This is a genomic window from Streptomyces sp. HD (genome assembly GCF_028369295.1).
Lineage (GTDB): Bacteria > Actinomycetota > Actinomycetes > Streptomycetales > Streptomycetaceae > Streptomyces.
In genome coordinates this window covers 1-21,325 of record NZ_JAQMYP010000057.1, presented here as the reverse complement: position 1 = coordinate 21,325, position 21,325 = coordinate 1, and the positions used below count along the sequence as shown (strand labels likewise).

Sequence of the window (21,325 nt, the reverse complement as noted above, 5' to 3'; positions counted from 1 at the left end):
CGGTCCCCCGTATGCCTTAGGCACCGTAACCAAGTCACTCCATTGGCCGTTCCCGGCAAGGCGACAGCGCCCCACCGCACCAGCCGACCCATGGATGTCCCTTGCCCAGGTTCAGTGTCATTGTCCCCGCGTACAAGGTTCAGGCGTACCTGCATGAGTGCCTGGAATCGGTGCTCTCGCAGTCGTACCCCGATCTCGAACTGATCGCCGTCGACGACTGCTCGCCGGACGCGTGCGGCGCGATCATCGACGAGTTCGCGGCCCGCGACCCTCGGGTCCGCCCCGTGCACCTCACCGCGAACCAGGGCCTGGGGCCCGCCCGCAACGCGGGGATGGCCGAGGCCACCGGCGACTACCTGATCTTCCTCGACAGCGACGACACCCTCACCCCCGACGCCCTGGTCACGATCGCCGACCGGCTGAAGGAGACCGGCGAGCCGGACGTCCTGGTCTACGACTACGCGCGCACCTACTGGACCGGTGAGACGGTCCGCAACCAGGCCGCCGACCAGCTCTCCGAGGAGGGCCCGGCGCCGTTCCGCCTCGCGGACCGCCCGGGGCTGCTGCGGATGCTGATGGTCGCCTGGAACAAGGCGTACCGGCGGGGCTTCGTCGAGAAGGAGGGCTTCGCCTTCCCGTCCGGCTACTACGAGGACACGCCCTGGACCTACCCGGTCCTGATGACGGCGGAGTCGATCGCCACCCTGGACCGGGTGTGCGTGCACTACCGGCAGCGCCGCCGCGGCGGCATCCTCGGCACGGTCAGCCCGCGGCACTTCGACATCTTCGAGCAGTACGACCGGGTCTTCGCCTACGTCGACCGGAACCCCGAACTGGCCCACTGGCGCCCGGTGCTGTTCCGCCGGATGGTCGACCACCTGATCGTGGTGTTCGGGCGCCGCGACCGCCTCCCGCGCCGCAGCCGCGCCGACTTCCTGCGCAGGGCCCGCACCTACTACCGCCGCTACCACGCCCCCGGCGCCCCCGCCCCGGCCCGCACCCGCCTCCACTACGCCCTCGTCCGGCTGGGCCTGCACCGCACCTACCGGGCCCTGCAACGGACGGCGGCCCTGGCCCGTCGTACCGGCAAGTTCACGGGCCGGCTGCTGAAGGGCCTGCGTTCCGGCGCCCTGCGCCTGCACTACCGCGCCCAGCGCTGCCTCCCGGTGCGCGGCGACCGTGCCGTCTTCGCGGCCGACGGGGTGCGCGGCCACGGCTGCCACCCGGGCGCCCTGGAGCAGGCGTTCCGTACGCACGCCCCGGGCGTCCGCACGGCGTGGGTCGCCGACGCCGGGCAGCATGCCGCCGTCCCCACCGGCACCCGCCGGCTGCGCCCCGGCACGGCCGCCTACTGGACGGCCCTCGCCCGCTCCAAGTACCTCGTCCACAACGCCGACTTCGACCGCCGTCTGGTCAAGCGCCCCGGCCAGGTCATGGTGCAGACCCGGCGAGGCACCCCGCTCAAGCACATGGGCCTGGACCTGCGCGAACGCCCGGCGGCAGCGGGCGACACGGACTTCGGCGAACTCCTGGCCAACGTCGACAAGTGGGACTACGTCCTGTCCGCGAACCGCCACTCCACGCTGACCTGGGAGCGCGTGTGCCCGGGCGGCTACACCACCCTGGAGTACGGCAGCCCACGCAACGACCGCTTCCTGCGGGCGACCTCGGCGGACGTGGCCCGGATCCGTGAGTCGCTCGGCATCCCCGAGGGCGCGGTCGTGATCCTCTACGCCCCCACCCACCGCGACTACCGCCGCACCCAGCGCACCACCCTCGACCTGCACCGCGTCGTGCGCCGTCTGGGTCCGCGCCATGTCGTCCTGGCCCGCGCCCACCACCGCCACGGCGGCCCCCTGGTCGACGCTCCCCAGCCGGGCCGGGTCATCGACGTCACCGACCATCCGAACGTCGAGTCGCTGTGCCTCGCCTCGGACGCGCTGGTCACCGACTACTCGTCGATCATGTTCGACTACGCCAACCTGGACCGGCCGATCGTGATCCACGCCGACGACCGGGAGGCGTTCGAGGCGGCCCGCGGCACCTACTTCGATCTGCGGGCCTTCCCGCCGGGCGCGGTGTCGCGCAGCGAGGACGAGCTGATCGACATCTTCGCCACCGGCCACTGGCGCGGGTCGCGCTCCGCGCAGCTGCGGTCGGCCTTCCGTGCGCGTTTCTGCCCGTACGACGACGGTCGCGCCGCCGAGCGGGTGGTACGGCATGTGGTGCTGGGCGAGACCGGCGTGCCGCCCGTCGTGCCGCTCGACCGGCGTCACCCTGTGCCGTAACGCTCCGCTGGTGCCGCGATGTGCCGTCTTTCGTCTGCGGCGCCGTCGTGGCTTGTCGCGCAGTTCCCCGCGCCCCTTAGGCACGGCCGAACCGCAGCTGAATGGCCCCTGTCTCCTCCAGAACACCGACAGAAAGGGCAGTATGCCCCGCTTCAGCATCATCGTTCCGTCTCATGGTGTCGCCGGCCGGCTGTCGCAGGCGCTGGATTCCGTCCTCGTCCAGTCCTTCGGCGACTTCGAGCTGATCCCGGTCTGCGATGCCCCGGACTCGGCGGCTGCCGGTGTCGTCGCCGGGTATGCCGAACGGGACTGCCGGGTGGCGCCCGTGCACTCGCCGCCGGCGGCCGGTCCGGCCGGGGCGCGCAATGCCGGGATGCGGGCGGCGACGGGGGCGTGGCTGCTGTTCCTGGACGGGGACGACGTGCTGGTGCCGGGCGCGCTGGCGGCGCTGGACGCCCGGCTGGAGGAGACCGGCGACGTGGACGTCCTGCACTTCGAGCACGAGCGGACCCCGTGGTGGGTCGGCGAGCCCACCAACCCGGCCGCGCTCGTGCTGGCGGGGACGCCGGACGGGGCCTTCTCCCCCGAGCGGGCGCCGCAGCTGACGGGGGTGCAGCTCCCGGCCTGGAGTGCCGCCTACCGCCGCGCCTTCCTCGCCGAACGGCATCTCGCCTTTCCCGACGGCCACTTCACCGACATCGGCTTCGGCGGACTGGTCGTGGCGAGCGCCGAGCGCATGGCGGTGCTGCGGCAGGTCGTCGTACGGCATCTGGTGCGGCGGCAGGGCAGTCGGCTGGGGCTGCCCGGGGAGCACCACTTCGAGCTGCTGGACCAGGTCGAGCTGGTGCTGACGCGGGCGGCCGGGCAGGGGCTGTCCGGGGAGCGGTTCGCGGCGCTGTTCGAGCAGGTCTTCGGCACCGTACTGAAGACGGCCGCGCATCCGCGTCGGCTGCCGCGCGGGCGGCGGGCCTTCTTCCGCCGGGCGAGCAGGCTCTACCGGCGGCACCGGCCCGCCGGGTTCCGGGTGCCGGGCGGCAGTCTCAGGGTGCAGCACCGGCTGCTGGCGAGCGGGGCGTACGCGGCGTTCCGGGCGCTGCGCGGCGTCAACCAGGCGCTGGCGAGGGTGGCTGCGGGCGCGCCGCGTCCACACGGACTGCGCACCCGGCTGCGCTACCGGCGTCAGCTGCGCCGCCCGCTGGACCGCAACCTCGCCGTGTACTGCGCGTACTGGGGCCGCGGCTACCTCTGCAACCCGGCCGCGATCCACGCCAAGGCGCGCGAACTCGCCCCGCATCTGCGCTCGGTGTTCCTGGTCGAGGCGGACCAGGCGCACACGGTGCCGAAGGACGTGGAGTACGCGGTGATCGGCAGCCGCAAGTACTGGGACGTGCTGGCCCGGGCCAAGTACCTGGTGAACAACGCCAACTTCGCGGACGCGGTCGTCAAGCGCAGGGGCAGTGTGCACCTGTCGACGCAGCACGGCACCCCGCTGAAGAAGATGGGCGCCGACCAGGCGACGTATCCCGTGGTGGCGGCGGCGACCGGCAGCATCGCCAAGCTGCTGGCCCGGGTCGACCGCTGGGACTACAACGTCACCTCCAACCGGCACTCCACCGAGATGTGGGAGAGCGCGTATCCGTCGGCGCACGAGCCCCTGGAGTACGGCTATCCGCGCAACGACGTCTACTACAGGGCGACCGCCGCCGACGTCGCCCGCGTCCGCCGCGAACTCGGCGTCCCCGAGGGCAAGAAGGCCCTGCTCTACGCGCCCACGCACCGCGACTACGCCACCGGCTTCGAGACGAGCCTCGACCTGGAGGCGCTGTGCGAGGAGATCGGCGACGAGTACGTGGTGCTGCTGCGCGCCCACTACTTCTACGACCGGGGCGGAGCGCGCGGCACCGGCCGGATCATCGACGTCACCGGGCACCGCTCCGCCGAGGACGTGTGCCTGGCCGCCGACGCGCTGATCACCGACTACTCGTCGATCATGTTCGACTACGCCAACCTGGACCGGCCGATCGTGGTGTACGCCGACGACTGGGAGATCTACCGGGAGCTGCGAGGCGTCTACTTCGACGTGCTGGAGGCGCCGCCGGGCCGGGTGGCGCGCACGCCGGGCGAGCTGGCGGCCGTCTTCCGCGACGGCTCGTGGGCGGACGCGGAGGCCAAGGAGCTGCGGGCCGCGTTCCGGGAGCGCTTCTGCCAGTTCGACGACGGGCTCGCCGCCGAGCGCGTCGTACGCCGGGTGCTGCTGGGCGAGCCGCCCGAGGCCATCCCGCCGGTGATCCCGCTCGCCGAACGCATCCCCGCCCCCGCCGCGACGACCCCCGTGAGGAGCTGACGTGCCCCGCTTCAGCATCATCGTCCCCGTTTTCAAGGTGCAGGGCTTCCTGCGGGAGTGCCTGGACTCGGTGCTCTCGCAGTCGTACACCTCCTTCGAGGTGATCGCCGTCGACGACCGCTCCCCCGACAGCTGCCCCGCCATCCTGGACGGCTACGCCGAGCGCGACGTACGCGTGCGCGTGCTGCACCTGCCGGAGAACGTCGGCCTCGGCCGGGCCCGCAACGCCGGTCTGGAGGAGGCGAACGGCGACTACGTCCTGTTCCTCGACAGCGACGACTCCTACACGCCGGGCCTGCTGGCCGCGGTGGCGGCCCGTCTGGAGTCGGCCGGCGATCCGGACATCCTGGTCTTCGACCACGTACGCACCCACTGGTGGGGCCGCGGCGGCCGCAGTACGGCGGCGGACCTGCTGGCCGCGGCCGGGACGGGCACCTTCGACATCCGTGAGAACCCGGAGTACCTGCATCTGTTCCTGGTCGCCTGGAACAAGGCGTACCGGCGCGACTTCTTCCTCAAGCACGAGCTGCGCTACGCGCCGGGCCTGTACGAGGACGCGCCCGTCACCTACCGCTCGATGGTGCTGGCCGACAGCATCGCCTGTCTGGAGCGGATCGGGGTCGAGTACCGGCAGCGCCGGCAGGGGGCGATCACCAAGACTCCGGGGCGGCGGCACTTCGACATCTTTCCCCAGTACGAGGGCCTGTTCGCGTTCCTCGAAGGGCGCCCGGACCTGGCGTGGGCGCGCCCGCTGCTGTTCGAGCGGGCCCTGGACCACATGCTGTTCGTGCTGGCCCGCGAGGACCGGGTGACGCCCGCGGACCGGCCGGACTTCTACCGCGAGATCCGCGCCTTCCACGCCCGCCACCTCCCCGACGGCTTCACCCTCCCGGACGGCTGGCGCGGCAGGGAGATGCGGCTGCTGGCGACGGCGCCCTACGCGTCGTACGCCGTGGCACGCGGTCTGCGTGATCTGCGCAGGGTGGCGGGGGCCGGAAAGCGGCGCGTCACGCGGGCGGTGTCGCAGCGGGCCCAACGGGCTTGGTACGGGGCCCAGTCCAGGCTTCCGCTGGATCCGCATCTCGCCGTCTACTCGGCGTTCTCGCATCGCGGGGTGCTGGGCGACCCGGCGGCGATCCATGCCAAGGCGCGGGAGATCGCCCCGCACATCAAGGGCGTGTGGGTGGTCCAGGAGGACGCGGTGGACTCGCTGCCGCCCGGTACCGACTTCGTGACGCCCGGCTCGCGGCGCTATCACGAGGTCATGGCGCGGGCCACGTACTGGGTGAACAACGTCAACTGGCCGGGCACGCTGGCCAAGCGCCCCGGCAGTGTGCATCTCCAGACCCACCAGGGCACCCCGCTGAAGTACATGGCGGCCGACCTGCTGACCAAGCCCGGTGCGCGGCACGGCTTCGACGTGCCGAAGATGCTGTGGCGGGCCGACCGCTGGGACTACAGCCTGGTGGCCAACCGGCATTCGGAGCTGGTGTGGGAGCGGGCGTACCCATGTCACTTCACCTCGCTCAGGACCGGGAGCCCGCGCAACGACGTGCTGGTCAACGCGGGGCCCGAGGCCGGTGCGGCGGCCCGTGCGCGGCTCGGCGTCCCCGCCGGGAACACCGTGGTGCTGTACGCGCCGACCCGCCGCGACTACCGCCGGGGCGGCCATGTCGACCGGATCGACCTCGCCCGGTTCGCCGCGGACCTGGGCACCGGCCACACCCTCGTCGTACGGCTGCACCCGTCGCTGGCCAAGGGCACGGCCCGCGGGATGGGCCTGGCCGATCTGCACCGGCGGGGCGTGCTGATCGACGCGACGGACGAGCCGCACGTCGAGGAGGTGATGCTGGCCGCCGACGTCCTGGTCACCGACTACTCCGCCCTGATGTTCGACTACGCCAACCTGGACCGGCCGATCGTGATCCACGCCGACGACTGGGGGGCGTACGCGGCGAGCCGGGGCGCCTACTTCGACATCACGGCGGACGCGCCGGGCCATGTGTCGCGCTCCTACCGGGAGTTGGCGTGGCTGTTCACGTCCGGGACCTGGCAGGACGAGGAGTCGCTGCGGTCGCGGCAGGGATTCAGGCGGCGGTTCTGCGAGTTCGACGACGGGCAGGCCGCGGAGCGGGTGGTACGGACGCTGATGCTGGGCGAGCCGGTGCCGGGGTCGGCCGCCGCGACGGTGCCGGCTCCGGCGTCGGCGAGGTCGCTGCTGGACGCCCGCTGACGGGTTTGCCGAGGGGCCGCCGATGGGCTCACTCGATGTGGTGACGTGAGTTAATGCCGTTGACCCGGCCGGGAACATACGGCAAATGCCCCAGACCCACACAACCTCCACTGTCAGAAAGGCGGCCGTCGGGACTCTCGTCCGGAGGACCGTGCAGGGTGCCACCGCGTTGCGCGGCGGCCGCGTCTGGCATCCGACGCCGTACCAGGTCTTCGGGTTCCTGTTCTACCTGGTGATGCTGTTGGCGTACTGGGCCGTGCCGCTGTGCTGCGACGCCGGCCAGCACGCCGCCGTCGTGGAACGCCTCGGCGCGAACCTCCTCCATCCCCGCCATCCGATGGCGGACCTGCCGGGCGCGGGCAGCCCGTACTACACGCCGTACGCGGTCGCACAGGGCGCGTTCGCCCGGCTGACCGGGCTGGGCGGCTGGGAGGTGGTGCGGCTGGCCGGCCCGCTGAACCTGCTGGTGCTGCTGACCGGCATCGGCCGCTTCGTGCGGGTGCTCACGCCACGGCCGTGGGCGCCGGTGCTGGCGCTGGGCGCGATGACGCTGCTGTGGGGTACCGAGCGGGCCTGGTGGAGCGGCTATCTGAGCCTGATGTCGATGACCGGGAACCTCGGCTACCCGTCCGCCTTCGCCATCGGGCTCACTTTCTGGGCCTGGGCGTGGACGGGGGCGCGGGCGCGCGGGAAGGGGCTCGTCCGGTTCGTCGGGCCGAGCGGGCTGCCGGGGTTCGCCGGGTACGCGGGGCTGGGCGCGCTGTACGGGCTGATCCTGCTGATCCATCCGATCACGGCGGCGGCCGCGGTACTGGGGGCGGTGGCGTTCGTCACCGGGTGGCAGCGGGGGTGGGGCGCTGCCGTGGTCGCGCGCTGGGGGGTGGCGGCGGGCACGGCGGTGCTGGTCGCGGTGTGGTGGCCGTACTTCGACGTGTTCGCGCTGGCCGGGAACCGCAGTGTGGACTGGATGCACCGGCGGCTGTACGAGCAGCTTCTCGGACAGTTCTGGCTGGCGCTGCTCGGGCTGCCCGCGCTGTGGCTGCGGTGGCGGCGGGGCACCTGGCGGGATCCGCTGGTGCTGCTGTTCGCCCTCGACTGTCTGCTCGTGGGGTACGGCTGGTTCAGCGGCCACTACACCTACGGCAGGATCCTCGGGCTCACCCTGGTGCCGTTGCAGTTCGCGCTGGCGGTGGAGCTGGCGGCGCCCCGGCCGTGGGGCAGGGTGCGCCGGGTGCTGGGCGGGGCCGCGGTGGCCGGGGCCTGTGTCGGGTTCCTCACCGTGCAGGGCGGGGCGGTGCTGCCGCGCGTGCTGGACCCGATCGGCCTGGAGCAGCCGTCTCAGTGGCCGTCGTACGCGTGGGTGGCGCGGCATGTCGGGAAGGGTGAAGTGATCATCTCCGACGGGCACTTCGCCCCTCGCTCCATCCCCGGGTACGGGCCGAACCTCGCCGCGCCGATCTGGCCCGACCCCGCCCTGGACGAGCGGGTCCGGGAACGCAGGGTCGCCGATGTCCGCGCCTACCTCTCCCCGACGTCGACCCGGGCCGAGCGCGTCACCATCGCCCGGCGCTACCACGCGCGCTGGCTGCTGCTGACGCGGTGGAAGCGGGTGCCGGAGGAGGCGGTGGTGGTGGCCTGGAGCGGGACGTCGGGGGAGGTGCTGGCGCGGATCGGGTGATCGTCCGTGCGGCGCGTGGTTACTCGATGACGAGGTCGACGTCGATGTTGCCGCGGGTGGCGTTGGAGTAGGGGCAGACCTGGTGGGCGGTCTCGACGAGCTTGCGGCCGGTCGCCTCGTCCAGGGTGTCGGGCAGCTCGACGCGCAGCGTGACCTTCAGGCCGAAGCCCTCGCCCTGCTTGCCTATGCCGACCTCGGCGGTGACGGCGGCTTCGGAGACGTCGACCTTGGCCTGGCGGCCGACGAGACCGAGGGCGCTGCCGAAGCAGGCGGCGTACCCGGCGGCGAACAGCTGCTCCGGGTTCGTGCCCTGGCCGTTGCCGCCCAGCTCCACCGGCATGGCCAGGGCGAGGTCGATCTTGCCGTCGTTGCTGACGGTGCGGCCCTCGCGGCCGTGGGTGGCGGTGGCGACAGCGGTGTAGAGCGCGTCCATGGAAAACCATCCCTCTCGAAGTCACGTGCCGGCGGCTCCGTTGGCGGCCGCCGTCACGACCACAAGTAGAGCACACAATTCAATTGCACACAACTAAATGGCGAACACGAGCTACCCTGGAACCATGACGACCTCGCCCACGGCCGACTGGCTCCGCCTCGACCAGCAGATCTGCTTCTCCCTGAACGCCGCCTCGCGGGCCTTCGGCGGCGTCTACCGCGTGATCCTCAAGGACCTGGGGCTCACTTACCCGCAGTACCTGGTGATGCTGGTGCTGTGGGAGCACGGCGACCTGCCCGTGAAGAAGCTCGGCGAACATCTGCGCCTCGACTCCGGCACCCTGTCCCCGCTGCTCAAGCGGCTGGAGGCGGCGGGCCTGGTACGCCGGGAGCGCAACGCCCGCGACGAGCGCTCGGTGGAGGTGCGGCTGACGGAGGAGGGCGCGGCGCTGCGCGAGCGGGCCCTTGAGGTGCCGCGCCGGATCGCCAGGGCGACGGGGTTCGACGTGGAGGAGATCCGCGCGCTGCGGGCCCGGCTGGATCAGCTCACCGAGGCGCTGGACTCGGCCGCGGTGGAGGAGACCCCGTAGGGCGAGCCCGGCGGGCGGCGGACGTAGAGCCGTAGCGGGCCGTCGGGCTGCCCGGTGCGCAGCGGGCGGAACTCCTCGCCGACGATGGCGAGTTTGGCGCGTTCGGTGGGGTTGCGGGGATACCAGGGCGAGTTCAGGGCGTACGGCTCGGCGGCGACCCAGACCCGGTCGACCGAGTCGAGCCTGCGCCGCAGTTCCCGGGCGCCGACCTCCCGGCCGTACAGCGTCCCCGACCTCGGTCCGGACTGGTCGAGCGCGATGTCCCACGCCCGCCGGAAGCCACGCGGATAGGCAAGTGCCGAGCGCCGGCCGATGGACGGCAGGTAGAGCACCGGGTCGCCGGGGCGGAGGTGCCGGGCGGCGAAGGCGGAGGCGGAGGCGAGATTGTCGGGGCGGTGGGCCGGGGAGCGGTCCTGGCGGTGGAGGGGGAGGTGGTGGAGGAAGGCGAGGGTGATGGCGAGGACGCCCGCCAGGGGGAGCTTCGGAAACCGGACGGGACCCTGACCTGGGCCGGCGTGCCGGCGTTCACGCGTCACGGCCACCGCCGCCCGATCCACCACCGCCACCTCCGGCCGGTCCGCCACCGCCAACGGATCCGCTCCCGCCGCCACCAGCCGGTCCGCCACGGCCAGTCGATCCGCTCCCGCCACCGCCAGTCGATCCGCCACGGCCAGCCGATCCGCTCCCGCCACCGCCACCTCCGGCCGGTCCGCCACCGCCAGCGGATCCGCCCCCGCCGCCACCAGCCGGTCCGCCACCCCCAGTCGATCCGCCCCCGCCACCGCCGCTCGATCCGCCACCGCCAGCCGGTCCGCCCCCGCCACCACCGGCCGATCCGCCCCCGCCAGTCGATCCGCCCCCGCCGTCACCAGCCGGTCCGCCCCCGCCGCCACCAGCAGCGGCGCCCCCGCGAGGGCGTACAGCACATACCGGTCGTCGTACATGGGCCGCACCTGCGACACGGCCATGAGCAGGCCCGGCGGCACCACCAACAGCGGCAGCGCGACCATGGCGACCCGGCGCACCGTCAGCCCCGCCAGCATGAGCAGGACACACGCCCCGAACACGGCGCCCGTGGGCCCGGCGGCGAACCCCCGGAGCAGACGCTCCGCACTCCCCCACCCCGGCGCCGCCAGCCACTCCACCTGCCCGGCCTGCGCCCGTGACACGGCCACCAGCGGCACCAGGGCCACGCCCGCGCCCGCCGCCGCGCGCCCCCACGCGAGCCACACCCTGCCCGGCACCCGCCACGCCGCCAGGGTCACCGCATGCGCGCCCGCCACCAGCACAGCCAGCTCGTGCAGCAGGCAGCAGGCCCCGAGGACGACGCCGTACGCCCACCACACCCGCCGCACCAGCAGCAGCGTCGCCCCCGCCACCCCGGCCGTGACCAGCGCGTACGACCGACCCTCCTGCGCGTAGTGCCCGACCAGCGGCGTCACCGCGAACAGCAGTCCGGCCCACAGCCCGACCCTCGGCCGGGCCAGCCGCACCCCGAGCGCGGCGACCAGTCCCGCCGCCGCGGTCGCGCCCAGCACCGACGGCAGCCGGAGGGCGACCTCGCCGGGGTGTACGGCGAGGACGGCGTGCATGAGCAGGTAGTACAGGCCGTGCACGGCGTCCACGCCCTGCACCAGCCGCCAGATCTCCGGCACGGAGCGGCGGGCGACCTGGAAGGTCACCCCCTCGTCCCGCCACATGCCGCCGCGGTCGAGCCTCCACAACCCGATGCCGAGCATGACGGCGACGGGCACACAGACGGCGACGACCGGGGCCGCACCGTCTGCGCGGCCGCGCTTCCTCGGCTTCCCCTGCGTCCTGGGCGTCCTCGGCAGCTCCTGCTTCCCGTCCACCATGAGGGGGATTTTGTGTTATTAGCCGACAAATATTCTTTATTGACGGCGTATCTCCACGGATATGGCATTCACCCGGCCTACGATCCCCGCGACGAACCACCTCCGCCCCACCCGCCTCTTAGCGGGCGGCTACCCAACATTCCTACGCTTCCGGAACGTGACCCCATGCACTCTCACGCCCCGCAGGTCGGCGTCATCGTCATCGGCCACAACGACGCCGCGCATGTGACGACCGCCGTCCGCTCGGCGTTGGCGCAGGGGCCCGCCGTGCGGGAGGTCGTCGCCGTGGACGACTGCTCGACGGACGACAGCGTGGAACTCCTCGAACGCCTCGCCGCGAGCGAGCCACGGGTGAAGGTGGTCCGGCGCCGGGTCAACAGCGGCGGCTGCGGCAGCCCGCGCAACACCGGGCTCGACCGGGTGACATCGCCGTACGTGATGTTCCTGGACAGCGACGACGTCCTGCCGCCGGGCGCGGTGGACGCGCTGCTCGGGGCGGCGACGGGGGCGGACGCGGAGGTGGCGGGCGGGCTGTGCGTGCGGCGGGAGCTGCCACAGGGGCGCGAGGTGCCCTGGGAGGCGGGCCTCTACGCCGGGCACGCGGTGTACGAAAACCCGGCGCAGCGCCCGCGCCTGGTCCACGACACGCTGTGCGTCAACAAGCTCTACCGCACGGACTTCCTGCGCGACCACGGCATCCGGTTCCCCGAAGGCCGCTTCCCCTACGAGGACTTCGTCTTCACCGCGCGCGTACTGGCCGCCGCGCCGCGCATCGCCCTCGTCCCGGACCGCGTGTACATCTGGCACGTACGCCGCTCCGCCGGCCGGCTGTCGATCTCCCTGGACCGCGCCGGCATCACCAACTGGCTGGCGCGCACGGAGGCCTGCCGGCTGGCGTACGACATCCTGCTGGGCGCCGGACAGAAGGAGCTGGCGCGGGCGGCGCGCGGCAAGTTCCTCGAACACGAACTGCGCATGTACGTCCGCGAGTTGGGCCTGCGCGACGCCCGCTACCAGCGCGCCTGGTGGGCGCACACCCGGTCGTGTCTCGCCGAGTACGACGCCTCCGACTGGACTCAGCACCCCGCCGCGCCCGGCCGTCTCATCGGCCGCGTCGTCCTGGCCTCCCCCGAGCCCCGCGACCTGCCCCGCCTCAGGGACCTCGCGTCCCGCCCCGCCCGCCTGCTCCCGCCCTACGCCCACACCCCCGACGGCACCCCCGTCTGGTCGCCCGACCTCCCTCAACTCACCCTGGAACCGCTGCTGACCCGCCCGATCCGCCACCTCCCCCTCGCCGTGGACGCGGAACTGCGCCCACGCGCGCGCGGCGCCCTGCTCCGGCTCCGTCTGCACGAGCTGTACGGCAGAGTGGCGCAGGCGGGACCTCAGGCCCTGGACGTGGAGTGGCGGTGCCGGGAGACGGGGCGTGAGGCGGGGCCTCGTACGACGGTGGCGCTCACGCCGGGAGACGGCGTGTGGTCTGCGGCGACGACGGTGCGCTGGGCCGGGTTCGAGGCGGGCACCTGGGATCTGCGGCTGCGCGTACGCTTCCGGGGCGGGGCGTATCGCGAGGTCACCGCATGTGTCCTCCCGGGCGCCGCCCCGCTGCGCCGTCGCGCCGTGGTCAGCGCCCGGCACGCCGTAGTACTCGTACACCCGTACCTCACGCACTCCGGAACACCGGCATTACGTATGGCCATGGGTTTACGCGGAGTCATGACAGTGGCCCGCGGCCGAATGCGCCGCCTGCTTCACTGTCACTGACCCCGAGCACGGTCCGCCGAGACCGACATCGACACCGATAGCGACACACCAAGCACGACCACAGGCTCATCGACGATGACTGACAAGGACTGACGAGGGGACGGCCGCACATGACCTGGCTGATCACCGGCGGCGCCGGTTACATCGGAGCGCACGTCGTACGGGCGATGACCGGGGCGGGCGAGCACGCCGTGGTGTACGACGACCTGTCCACGGGGAATCCCGACCGCGTGCCCGACGGCGTACCGCTGGTCGTCGGCTCGACCCTGGACCCCGAGCGCGTCGCCCGCGCGATCATGGCTCACCGCATCACCGGTGTCGTCCATCTCGCGGCGAAGAAGCAGGTGGGCGAGTCGGTCGAACTCCCCATGCTCTACTACCGGGAGAACCTGGAGGGCCTGCGCATCCTGCTGGAGGCCGTGACGGCGGCGAAGGTGCGGTCCTTCGTCTTCTCGTCCTCCGCCGCGGTCTACGGCATGCCGGATGTCGACCTGGTGACGGAGGAGACCCCGTGCGTGCCGATGTCGCCGTACGGCGAGACCAAGCTGGCCGGCGAGTGGCTGGTCCGGGCGACGCACCGCGCGACGGGCCTGTCCACGGCATCGCTGCGCTACTTCAACGTGGCCGGCGCGGCCGGTCCCGAACTCGGCGACACCGGCGTCTTCAACCTCGTCCCGATGGTCTTCGAGAAGCTGACGGCGGACGAGCCCCCGCACATCTTCGGCGACGACTACCCGACCCCCGACGGCACCTGTGTCCGCGACTACATCCACGTCGTCGACCTGGCCGAGGCCCATGTGGCCGCGGCCCGCGCCGTCAAGTCCTCCCCCGGCAGGGATCTCACCCTCAACATCGGCCGCGGGGAAGGCGTTTCGGTCTGTGAGATGGTCGACCTGATCAACGAGGTCACCGGCTACGACCGCCCCGCGACCGTCACCCCGCGCCGCCCCGGCGACCCGGCCCGCGTCGTCGCCTCCGCCGACCGCATCACCACGGAGCTGGGCTGGAAGGCCAGGTACGACGTACGGGACATGATCGAGTCGGCGTGGGAGGGGTGGGTGCGGACGCATCCGAAGGCGGCGCGGGGCTGACTCTCCGGTGCGCCGGCCTGGCAATCACCGGCAATCCCCTGCCGGTTCGTGACACACACTGCGTCGCCCGGCTCTTGGCCCAGCGAGGCGGGTACGAGGAACTCGTCTCTGCCGTCCGCGCCTGTCTGCGGGCCTCCAGGCGTGAGGCATGACCGTCAGGACTGCCGGGTAGCGAAGAGCCGTTCGAACCTTTGCGGTCCGGGCGTCGGGGGAGGGATGCCGCTGTGGCTCAAAACGACCCGCCGGATGAATGGAGCCCGCAGGAGCGGCGGATGTGGGAGGCGTATCGGATCGGCGAGTGGTGCGAGGACGTGGCCGAGGTTCGTGGCAGTACGCTCCGCCACCTTCTGATCTCCGCGCCCTCGTCCCGCCCAGGCTGCCAGGCCCGCCTGCGGCTGCGTGGCGCGCGCGTCACCGGCGAACTGAACCTCGCCGAGATCACGGTCAGGGGCTCGATCCGCCTGGACCGATGCCGGTTCGACGCCACTCCTTGCCTCGACAACGCGCACCTTGACACCGCGTTCCAACTCAACTCCTGCACGATGCCGGGGTTGAGCTTGGTCGGCGCTCGCGTCACCCTGGAGTGCGAGATCACCGCCTGTACCGTCACGGGCACAGTGGACCTGCGTTCCCTCACCGTCGGAAACCGACTGTCGCTGAACGACACCGCCATCCGCCCGGCCCATGGCGAGGCCGCCCTTGACGCGCAGTCCGTCGAGGTGGGTGAGGACTTCTGGGCATCCGGCCTGGACTGTGCGGGAACGGTATTCCTGAACAGCGCCCGGATACAGGACGTCCTGGCCTTCCGAGGCACCCGCATCGGCCGCGACTCGGGCCTTCAGGCGCCCGAACTGACCGTGGGCGGTGGCCTGTTCCTCGACTCCGGATTCTCGGCCGCCGGGCAGATCAACCTCTACGGGGCCTCCATCGGCGGAACCGTGAGGATGGACGACTGCCGACTGGACGGCCCCGGCGCGGGCCGGGGTGCGTACGCGCTGAATCTCTCTTGTGCGGAGATAGGTGGTGACATCTGGTCCGGGCGCGGTCTGGTCTTACACGGTCCCGTCATTGTCCGGGACACGTCGGTGCGCGGGAGCGTCGTCCTCAAAGGGGCCCGATTCGACATCTCCTCGAACGCGCCGACCGCGGACGCCGCTCTGGACGCCTCCCGACTGCGCGTCGGCGGCGACCTCGACTGCCGGGACGGATTCGTCGCACTCGGCATGATCGACCTGCGTGACTCCCGCATCGGTGGCTCTGTCCTCTTCGAAGGCGCCGAACTGACGGCCCTCGACAACCGATACCCCGCCCTACGCGGCAACGGAGTCGAGATCGGAGGTGTGTTCAACCTGTGCAACGGCTTCACCGCACACGGCAGGATCTCCCTCTTCAGCGTCACGGCCCGCAGCCGCGTCTGCTTCGATGACGCCGTCCTCGACACGCCCGCCGACGAGTGGGCCCTGAGCTATATCGGATCATCCACAGCCACCCTCTCCATTCGCATGCGCCAGGCACCAGCGGGCGTGATCGATCTGTCCCGCAGCAGAATCGGGATGCTGCGGGACGCCCCTGCTGCCTGGCCCGCCGGACTGGTCCTCGACGGCGCCGCCTACGACAGCCTGCACCCCGCGCTCCCGGCGCAGGCACGCCTGCCCTGGCTGGCCCGTGACCCCGCCGGGTTCGTGCCCCATCCGTACGAGCAGCTCGCCACCACCTACCAACGCCACGGTCAGGACGCCGACGCCCGCGTCGTCCTGGTCGCCAAGCACCGCAGCATGCGACGAACACTGTCTCCCGCGGCCAGGCTGTGGAGCCTCCTCCAGGACGCGACGGTGGGCTACGGCTACCGCCCGCGGCGTGCCGTGTGGCTGCTGCTGTGTCTTCTGACCACCGGAACTGCTCTCTTCACCGCTTGGCCACCCATCGCAGTGGGCGACGGCACGGCTCCGCCCTTCCAACCCGCGATCTACACGCTCGACCTGCTGCTGCCACTCGTGGACCTGGGGCAGGAACGCTCCTACGCTCCGGCCCGCATCACGCAATGGGCCGCCGTGGCACTGATCGGGATCGGTTGGCTCCTGGTCACAACGGTGGCGGCAGGAGCGAGCAGGGTGCTGCGCCGGGCGTAGACCCCGCCAAGCAGGCACCCGTTCGTGATCGATCGGATGGCTCCTCATCTTCGTCACCACCCCTGTCACCGGCCCGTCAGAACGGCGACTCTCCCACCGCTCTGGAGACGTCCGACACATGGCGTCGGAGCAGATCACAGACAGCCCCGTAGCCAACGCGCTGCGGGTCTCCCACCTGGCACCACGCTGAAGCTCACCCGTGCCCCGGCTCCGAACTGCATGTCAGCGACCAGGGCCCGGGCATGTCGCCGACCGACCGGGTGCGGGCCTTCGACCGGTTCTGGCGCGCCTCGGAATCCCACCACGACGGCACCCGGCCTGCCCATCGTGCGCCACCTGGTCCGCGCCTCCGGCGGCGAGCCAAGCACTCATCGCCCGCGTCCGGACGGACGCTGCGCTCCGAGTTCGAACCAGACACCCTTCCCGCCCTCCCCGCCCCCGCGCCCCGCCCGCCACCCTCGCCGCTCGGCACCCCACCGCCCAGCGGTGACCGAGTCGAGGATCCACAGCCCACGCCCACTCTCGGCGTCGTACCCCTCCTTCATCACCGGCAGGGTGACGTCCGTATCGAAGACCGTCGCGCGCAGGCCGACCGGGTTGGTGACGAGGAGGAGCCCGGCGCCGGTGCCGGCGCCTGCGGCGCTTCCGCCTGCGTGGAGGCAGGAGTTGGTGACGAGTTCCGAGATGCAGAGTGTGGCGTCGTCGACGATGTCGCCGAGTTGCTGCGCCTTCAGGACGGAGGTGACGAACTCGCGGGCGATGCGGGGGGAGGTGGCGTGGGTGGGGATGCGGAGGCTGTATTCGGGCATGGGGGGTCAGCTCCAAGTCGCCGTAGGCAGGGGTGAGTTGAGGCAGACGGAGGCTGTACACAACGGAGGGTGCCGCCTGCATTACTGACAGTAGGGCGTAAGGTGGTGACGGCACAAGGTGATGCCGGAATCTGCCCATTCAGCACGGCATACTCATCAGCAAGCGACCAGGAAGTGAGCGCGGATGCCGCCGAGGAGCAACCCCACCCTCCGACAGGAGCGGTTGGGGACCGAACTGCGCAAGATGCGCGAGCGAGCGGGCATCACAGCCCGCGCCGCAGCGGCACTGCTCGGCTCAAATCCCATACAGCAGAGTGCGGTTGAGGCGGGCCGCAGCGGGATCAGCGAGGACCGCATCCGTCGCCTGGCAGCGCACTGCGCCTGTGACGACATGGCGTATGTCGACGCACTGGTAGCCATGGCTACCGAGCGGGGTAAGGGCTGGTGGGAGAAGTACCGCGGGATCGTCGCCCCCTCCGGGCTCGACCTGGCCGAACATGAACAGCACGCAACGCGGATCCAGACCTTTGAAATGGCCCACATCCCGGGCTTGTTGCAGACCGAGGACCACATGCGAGCCGCATTCAGCTATGCGACGCCGGACTGGCCACGCAAGGAACAGGACGCGCATGTCGCGTTCCGCTCGCAACGCCAGCAGATCCTCTCGGAGAAGCACGCCACGCCATACCAGGCGGTGATCCACGAAGCAGCGCTACGCCTCCGCGTCGGTGGCCGCAAAGCAGCCCGCAGCCAGCTGGAACACATCCTCGACCGCTCCGAGCTGGACCACATGAACGTACGCGTGGTCCCCTTCGACAGCGAGGACTTCGCCGGTGCCGGGTACTCCATGCTCTATCTGCACGGCCCCGTCCCGCCGCTCGACACGGTGCAGATCGACACGGGACACGGCGGAACTTTCATCGACGCCGAGTCCCGGCTCAAGCAGTACCGGCAACGCTACGACCGCGTTTCGGCTTCAGCCCTGTCCCAGGCCGCTTCCCGTGACTTGGTCACCCGCATCGTCCGTGAGCTGTGAAAGGCCCTTCCATGTCCCCCGACCTCATCTGGCAAAAGTCCTCCTTCTCCGGCGGCGGAGATGGCGACAACTGCGTTGAACTCGCCCTTCCCGCAATGCCCCCCACCTCCATATGCCTCCGCGAAAGCGACGCCCCCACCACCATCCTCACCACCACCCCCACCGCCTTCCACGCCCTACTCACCACCCTCAAGAACAGCAACGCCCAGCCCGGATAGGCACATGACCGCCCCCTCCAGAACCAACCGCGCCCTCGGCGCAGTCATCGGCTCCGCTGTCGGCGACGCCCTGGGCGCACCCTTCGAGTTCGGGCCGGAGGGCGCCTTCTCGGCCCGCTTCCCGAAGGGCGCCGGCGGTGAGATGTGCGGGGGCGGTGGTTGGGAGCCCGGCGAGGCGACCGACGACACGCAGATGGCCGTACTCGTCGGGGAGTCGCTACTGGAGTGCGGAGGGATGGAACTCCCGGACGTCTTCCGGCGTTTCCAGCGCTGGGCGGCGGCCGAGCCGAAGGACATCGGTCTGCAGACGGAAGCCGTGCTGGGCAGCGGCGACCCCTGGGACATGGCCGCCGCGCTGCACTTCCAGGTGAGTCAACGGGCGGCGGGAAACGGCGCGTTGATGCGGGCGGCGACCTCCGCCGTGTACTTCGCCGATGCCGGATGCGAGGCCACCATGGACGCGGCCCGCAGCCTGGCCGCCCTCACCCACGGAGACCGTGCGGCCTGGGAAGGCACCGCCGTCTTCCATGAGTTGGTGCGCATCGCCCTGACCGGGGACGATCCACTCACCGCCGTCCCGGACACCCTCGACGCCGTCCACCCCGACCACCGGGAGCGCTACGCCGTCGTCCTCGCCCCCGACTGGCACCCCGACAAGGCGACCGAGTTCAACGGTGCCGTATGGCCGTGCCTGGGTTCCGCCGTCTGGGCCCTGCGCACCTCCTCCTCCTACGAGGACGCCGTACGCGCCGCCATCGACCTCGGCGGCGACACGGACACGGTGGCCGCGGTGACGGGCGGGCTGGCCGGGGCGGTGTACGGCATCGGCGCGGTGCCGGAGCGGTGGACGGCGGCGCTGCATGTGCCGTTGCCGGGGTTCGGTGAACGCGTCCTGGGTGCGGCAGAGTTGACCGAGCTGGCACTGCGGCTGAGCGAGGCGGGCACCCGGCGCTGAGCGGAGCTGCCCGCGCTCGGCTGACGCGGGGGCGGAATACGAACTGCGGGGAGGGCAGCTGGAGTGCGTGGACTGGCGCGAAGCGCCGGAATGACCGCCGGAATCATCACAACGCCCGCCCACCCGGACTCTCCAGCGCTAGCGCACCACGCGATGGTGGAGGTAGACGACCCCGGAGCCGAAGGTGCGGGTCTCGACGAGTTCGAGATCCACCCGGCGCTCGTGCCGTGGAAAGTATGGAATGCCGCCGCCGACCAGCACCGGGTAGACCATGGTCCGGTACTCGTCGATCAGACCCGCCGCGGCCGCCTCGGCGGCCAACGTCGCGCCGCCGATCGCGATCTCGCCATCCCCCGGCTCGGCCCGCAACCGTTCGATCTCCTCCGCCACGCCGCCGGAGGCCAGGCGGGCGTTGCCCTGCACGGCCGACAGCGTGCGGGAGAACACCACTTTCGGGAGCGGGTTCCAGAGCGCGGCCCACTCAAGCTCCGCCGCGTCGTCGAGCGATCCTTCCTGCTCGGCGGTCTCCCAGTACAGCATCGTCTCGTACAGCCGCCGTCCCAGCAGGTGGACGTCGACCCCCCGGATCTCGTCGATCCAGAAGCGGAAGACCTCCGCCTCGGGCGCCGTCCAGTCGAAGCCGCCGTCCGGCCCGACGATGTAGCCGTCGAGCGAGACGCCCATCGAATAGGTCACCCTGCGCATCAGAAGTCCTCCTCGGTGACGATCCTGGAGTCGACGTTCCCCGTGCACACAATGCGACCGCGCGAGTCGGCTCGCACCCGGAACACCCAGAATTCCCGGAGTCCCCGGAGCTCCCGGAGTCCCCGGAACACTGGCGAGCAGCCCTTACACGTTGTTCAGATACGTCAGCACGGCGAGCACCCTGCGATGCCCGCTGTCGCTCTGCGGCAGACCGAGCTTCAGGAAGACGTTGCCGATGCGCGGAGGACCAGTCCCTCGCGCAGCAGGGCGTTGTCCTCGGCGATCACGACTCTCACGGCAGTTCCGCCTCTACTCCGGTGCTCCGGTACTCCGGCTTCACGCTGGTCACCGCTCCGGTCACCGCACGCGTCGCAGTGACGCAGCCTCGGTCAACCGGCGCTCGATGCGCGCAGCCTACTCACCGCGTCGTTCACGGCGTCGTTCACGGCGTCGTTCGACGTCGTTCGGCGTCGTTCACAGCGCCTTCAGGGCATGCGCGGTGGCCCTGGCCAGGGCGTCCAGATAGCCCTTGGGCACCTTGGGGCTGCGGATCACGACGGACCGCCAGTACAGGGGGCCCGAGATCAGGTCGAGGGCCAGCTCCTCGTCGATGCCCGGACGCACCTCGCCCCGCTTCTCCGCGGCCATCACGATGCCGTTGGCCACGCTCGCCTGCCCGTCCCGCAACGCCTTCTGCACGGCCTCGGCGATCTCGGGACTGCGGGCCGCCTCGGCCTGGAGGTCCGGGAGGATCTGCGAGGCCAAGGGGTGACGCAGGGCGCGCGCGGTCACCTCGTACAGCAGCCGCAGATCGCCCTCCAGGGAACCGGCGTCCGGCACGGGCAGCCCCATGACCGCGACCGCCGACACCACGTCGAGCACCAGGTGCAGCTTGGAACGCCAGCGCCGGTACACCGCCGTCTTGCCGACGCCCGCGCGGCGCGCGATGCCCTCGATCGACATGCGCGCGTAGCCGACGGCCGCCAGCTCCTCGAAGACGGCCGCCCGGATCGCCTCCGTCACGTCCTCGCGAAGTACGGCCGCCCCTGCGGGGGCCCGGCGTCGCGGAGGCGTCTGGGGCTGGTCGGCGTTGGTCGTCATGCGGAACAGCATAGGGGCGTAGCGACGGTACGGTCCCGTCCCTACGCGACCGCCCCGGCCCCCCGGGCCCCGCCGCCCCCGGCCGGGCCCCCCCGG

The 21,325-nt window shown here is 71.6% G+C and carries 16 protein-coding genes and 1 pseudogene; 11 read left to right on the top strand and 6 right to left on the bottom strand.

Annotated features, from left to right (window positions below):
* The first annotated feature begins 101 nt into the window (after positions 1-101).
* The 4 genes from POF73_RS38135 to POF73_RS38120 all read left to right on the top strand — a co-directional run bounded on the left by POF73_RS38135 (position 102) and on the right by POF73_RS38120 (position 8,543).
* Positions 102-2,288: a bifunctional glycosyltransferase/CDP-glycerol:glycerophosphate glycerophosphotransferase gene (locus tag POF73_RS38135; RefSeq protein ID WP_272123904.1), complete on the top strand. Its 2,187-nt coding sequence runs from the start codon at positions 102-104 to the stop codon at positions 2,286-2,288.
* A gap of 142 nt (positions 2,289-2,430) precedes the next feature.
* Positions 2,431-4,632: a CDP-glycerol glycerophosphotransferase family protein gene (locus POF73_RS38130; RefSeq protein WP_272123902.1), complete on the top strand. Its 2,202-nt coding sequence runs from the start codon at positions 2,431-2,433 to the stop codon at positions 4,630-4,632.
* A 1-nt stretch (position 4,633) separates the two neighbouring features.
* Entirely contained in the window at positions 4,634-6,865 is a 2,232-nt protein-coding gene (locus POF73_RS38125; RefSeq protein WP_272123900.1) for a bifunctional glycosyltransferase/CDP-glycerol:glycerophosphate glycerophosphotransferase, read from the top strand.
* 85 nt (positions 6,866-6,950) lie between these two features.
* A complete protein-coding gene (locus tag POF73_RS38120; RefSeq protein ID WP_272123899.1) occupies positions 6,951-8,543 on the top strand; it encodes a hypothetical protein in 1,593 nt (530 codons plus the stop codon).
* 19 nt (positions 8,544-8,562) lie between these two features.
* Here POF73_RS38120 and POF73_RS38115 read toward each other — a convergent pair whose 3' ends face one another.
* A complete protein-coding gene (locus POF73_RS38115; protein WP_272123898.1) occupies positions 8,563-8,976 on the bottom strand; it encodes an organic hydroperoxide resistance protein in 414 nt (137 codons plus the stop codon).
* Positions 8,977-9,100: 124 nt separating this feature from the next.
* Between POF73_RS38115 and POF73_RS38110 the strand changes: the two genes are divergently transcribed.
* A complete protein-coding gene (locus POF73_RS38110) occupies positions 9,101-9,565 on the top strand; it encodes a MarR family winged helix-turn-helix transcriptional regulator (RefSeq protein ID WP_272123896.1) in 465 nt (154 codons plus the stop codon).
* Here the strand turns inward: POF73_RS38110 and POF73_RS38105 are convergent.
* Entirely contained in the window at positions 9,517-11,421 is a 1,905-nt protein-coding gene (locus POF73_RS38105; RefSeq protein ID WP_272123895.1) for a hypothetical protein, read from the bottom strand. The genes POF73_RS38110 and POF73_RS38105 overlap by 49 nt on opposite strands.
* 165 nt (positions 11,422-11,586) lie before the next feature.
* Between POF73_RS38105 and POF73_RS38100 the strand changes: the two genes are divergently transcribed.
* From POF73_RS38100 to POF73_RS38090, 3 genes are all read left to right on the top strand, one after another.
* Positions 11,587-13,185 carry a glycosyltransferase family 2 protein gene (locus POF73_RS38100; RefSeq protein ID WP_272123894.1) on the top strand — a complete coding sequence of 533 codons (1,599 nt, stop codon included), beginning with the start codon at positions 11,587-11,589 and terminating at the stop codon, positions 13,183-13,185.
* Positions 13,186-13,295: 110 nt separating this feature from the next.
* The gene (gene galE / locus POF73_RS38095; protein ID WP_272123893.1) at positions 13,296-14,276 is read left to right on the top strand and encodes a UDP-glucose 4-epimerase GalE; all 981 of its coding nucleotides are present in this window, start codon (positions 13,296-13,298) and stop codon (positions 14,274-14,276) included.
* A 224-nt stretch (positions 14,277-14,500) separates the two neighbouring features.
* A complete protein-coding gene (locus POF73_RS38090) occupies positions 14,501-16,405 on the top strand; it encodes a hypothetical protein (protein ID WP_272123892.1) in 1,905 nt (634 codons plus the stop codon).
* Between the two features lie 368 nt (positions 16,406-16,773).
* Here the strand turns inward: POF73_RS38090 and POF73_RS38085 are convergent, their stop codons facing one another.
* The gene (locus POF73_RS38085) at positions 16,774-17,214 is read right to left on the bottom strand and encodes an ATP-binding protein (RefSeq protein WP_272123890.1); all 441 of its coding nucleotides are present in this window, start codon (positions 17,212-17,214) and stop codon (positions 16,774-16,776) included.
* A gap of 223 nt (positions 17,215-17,437) precedes the next feature.
* Between POF73_RS38085 and POF73_RS38080 the strand changes: the two genes are divergently transcribed.
* The 3 genes from POF73_RS38080 to POF73_RS38070 are packed head-to-tail and all read left to right on the top strand — an operon-like array spanning position 17,438 to position 19,423.
* Entirely contained in the window at positions 17,438-18,250 is an 813-nt protein-coding gene (locus tag POF73_RS38080) for a DUF5753 domain-containing protein (protein ID WP_334313649.1), read from the top strand.
* A gap of 11 nt (positions 18,251-18,261) precedes the next feature.
* On the top strand, positions 18,262-18,468 hold the full coding sequence (locus tag POF73_RS38075; RefSeq protein ID WP_272123887.1) for a DUF397 domain-containing protein: 207 nt from the start codon (positions 18,262-18,264) through the stop codon (positions 18,466-18,468).
* A 4-nt stretch (positions 18,469-18,472) separates the two neighbouring features.
* Positions 18,473-19,423: an ADP-ribosylglycohydrolase family protein gene (locus POF73_RS38070; protein ID WP_272123886.1), complete on the top strand. Its 951-nt coding sequence runs from the start codon at positions 18,473-18,475 to the stop codon at positions 19,421-19,423.
* A 138-nt stretch (positions 19,424-19,561) separates the two neighbouring features.
* Here POF73_RS38070 and POF73_RS38065 read toward each other — a convergent pair whose 3' ends face one another.
* The 3 genes and pseudogenes from POF73_RS38065 to POF73_RS38055 all read right to left on the bottom strand — a co-directional run bounded on the left by POF73_RS38065 (position 19,562) and on the right by POF73_RS38055 (position 21,241).
* Positions 19,562-20,128 (bottom strand): dihydrofolate reductase family protein, encoded by a 567-nt coding sequence (locus tag POF73_RS38065; protein WP_272123885.1) that lies wholly within the window; start codon positions 20,126-20,128, stop codon positions 19,562-19,564.
* Positions 20,129-20,272: 144 nt separating this feature from the next.
* A pseudogene (locus tag POF73_RS38060) lies at positions 20,273-20,365 on the bottom strand (DNA-binding response regulator); the annotation flags it as partial.
* A gap of 237 nt (positions 20,366-20,602) precedes the next feature.
* Positions 20,603-21,241 carry a TetR/AcrR family transcriptional regulator gene (locus tag POF73_RS38055; RefSeq protein WP_272123883.1) on the bottom strand — a complete coding sequence of 213 codons (639 nt, stop codon included), beginning with the start codon at positions 21,239-21,241 and terminating at the stop codon, positions 20,603-20,605.
* Positions 21,242-21,325: the final 84 nt, after the last annotated feature.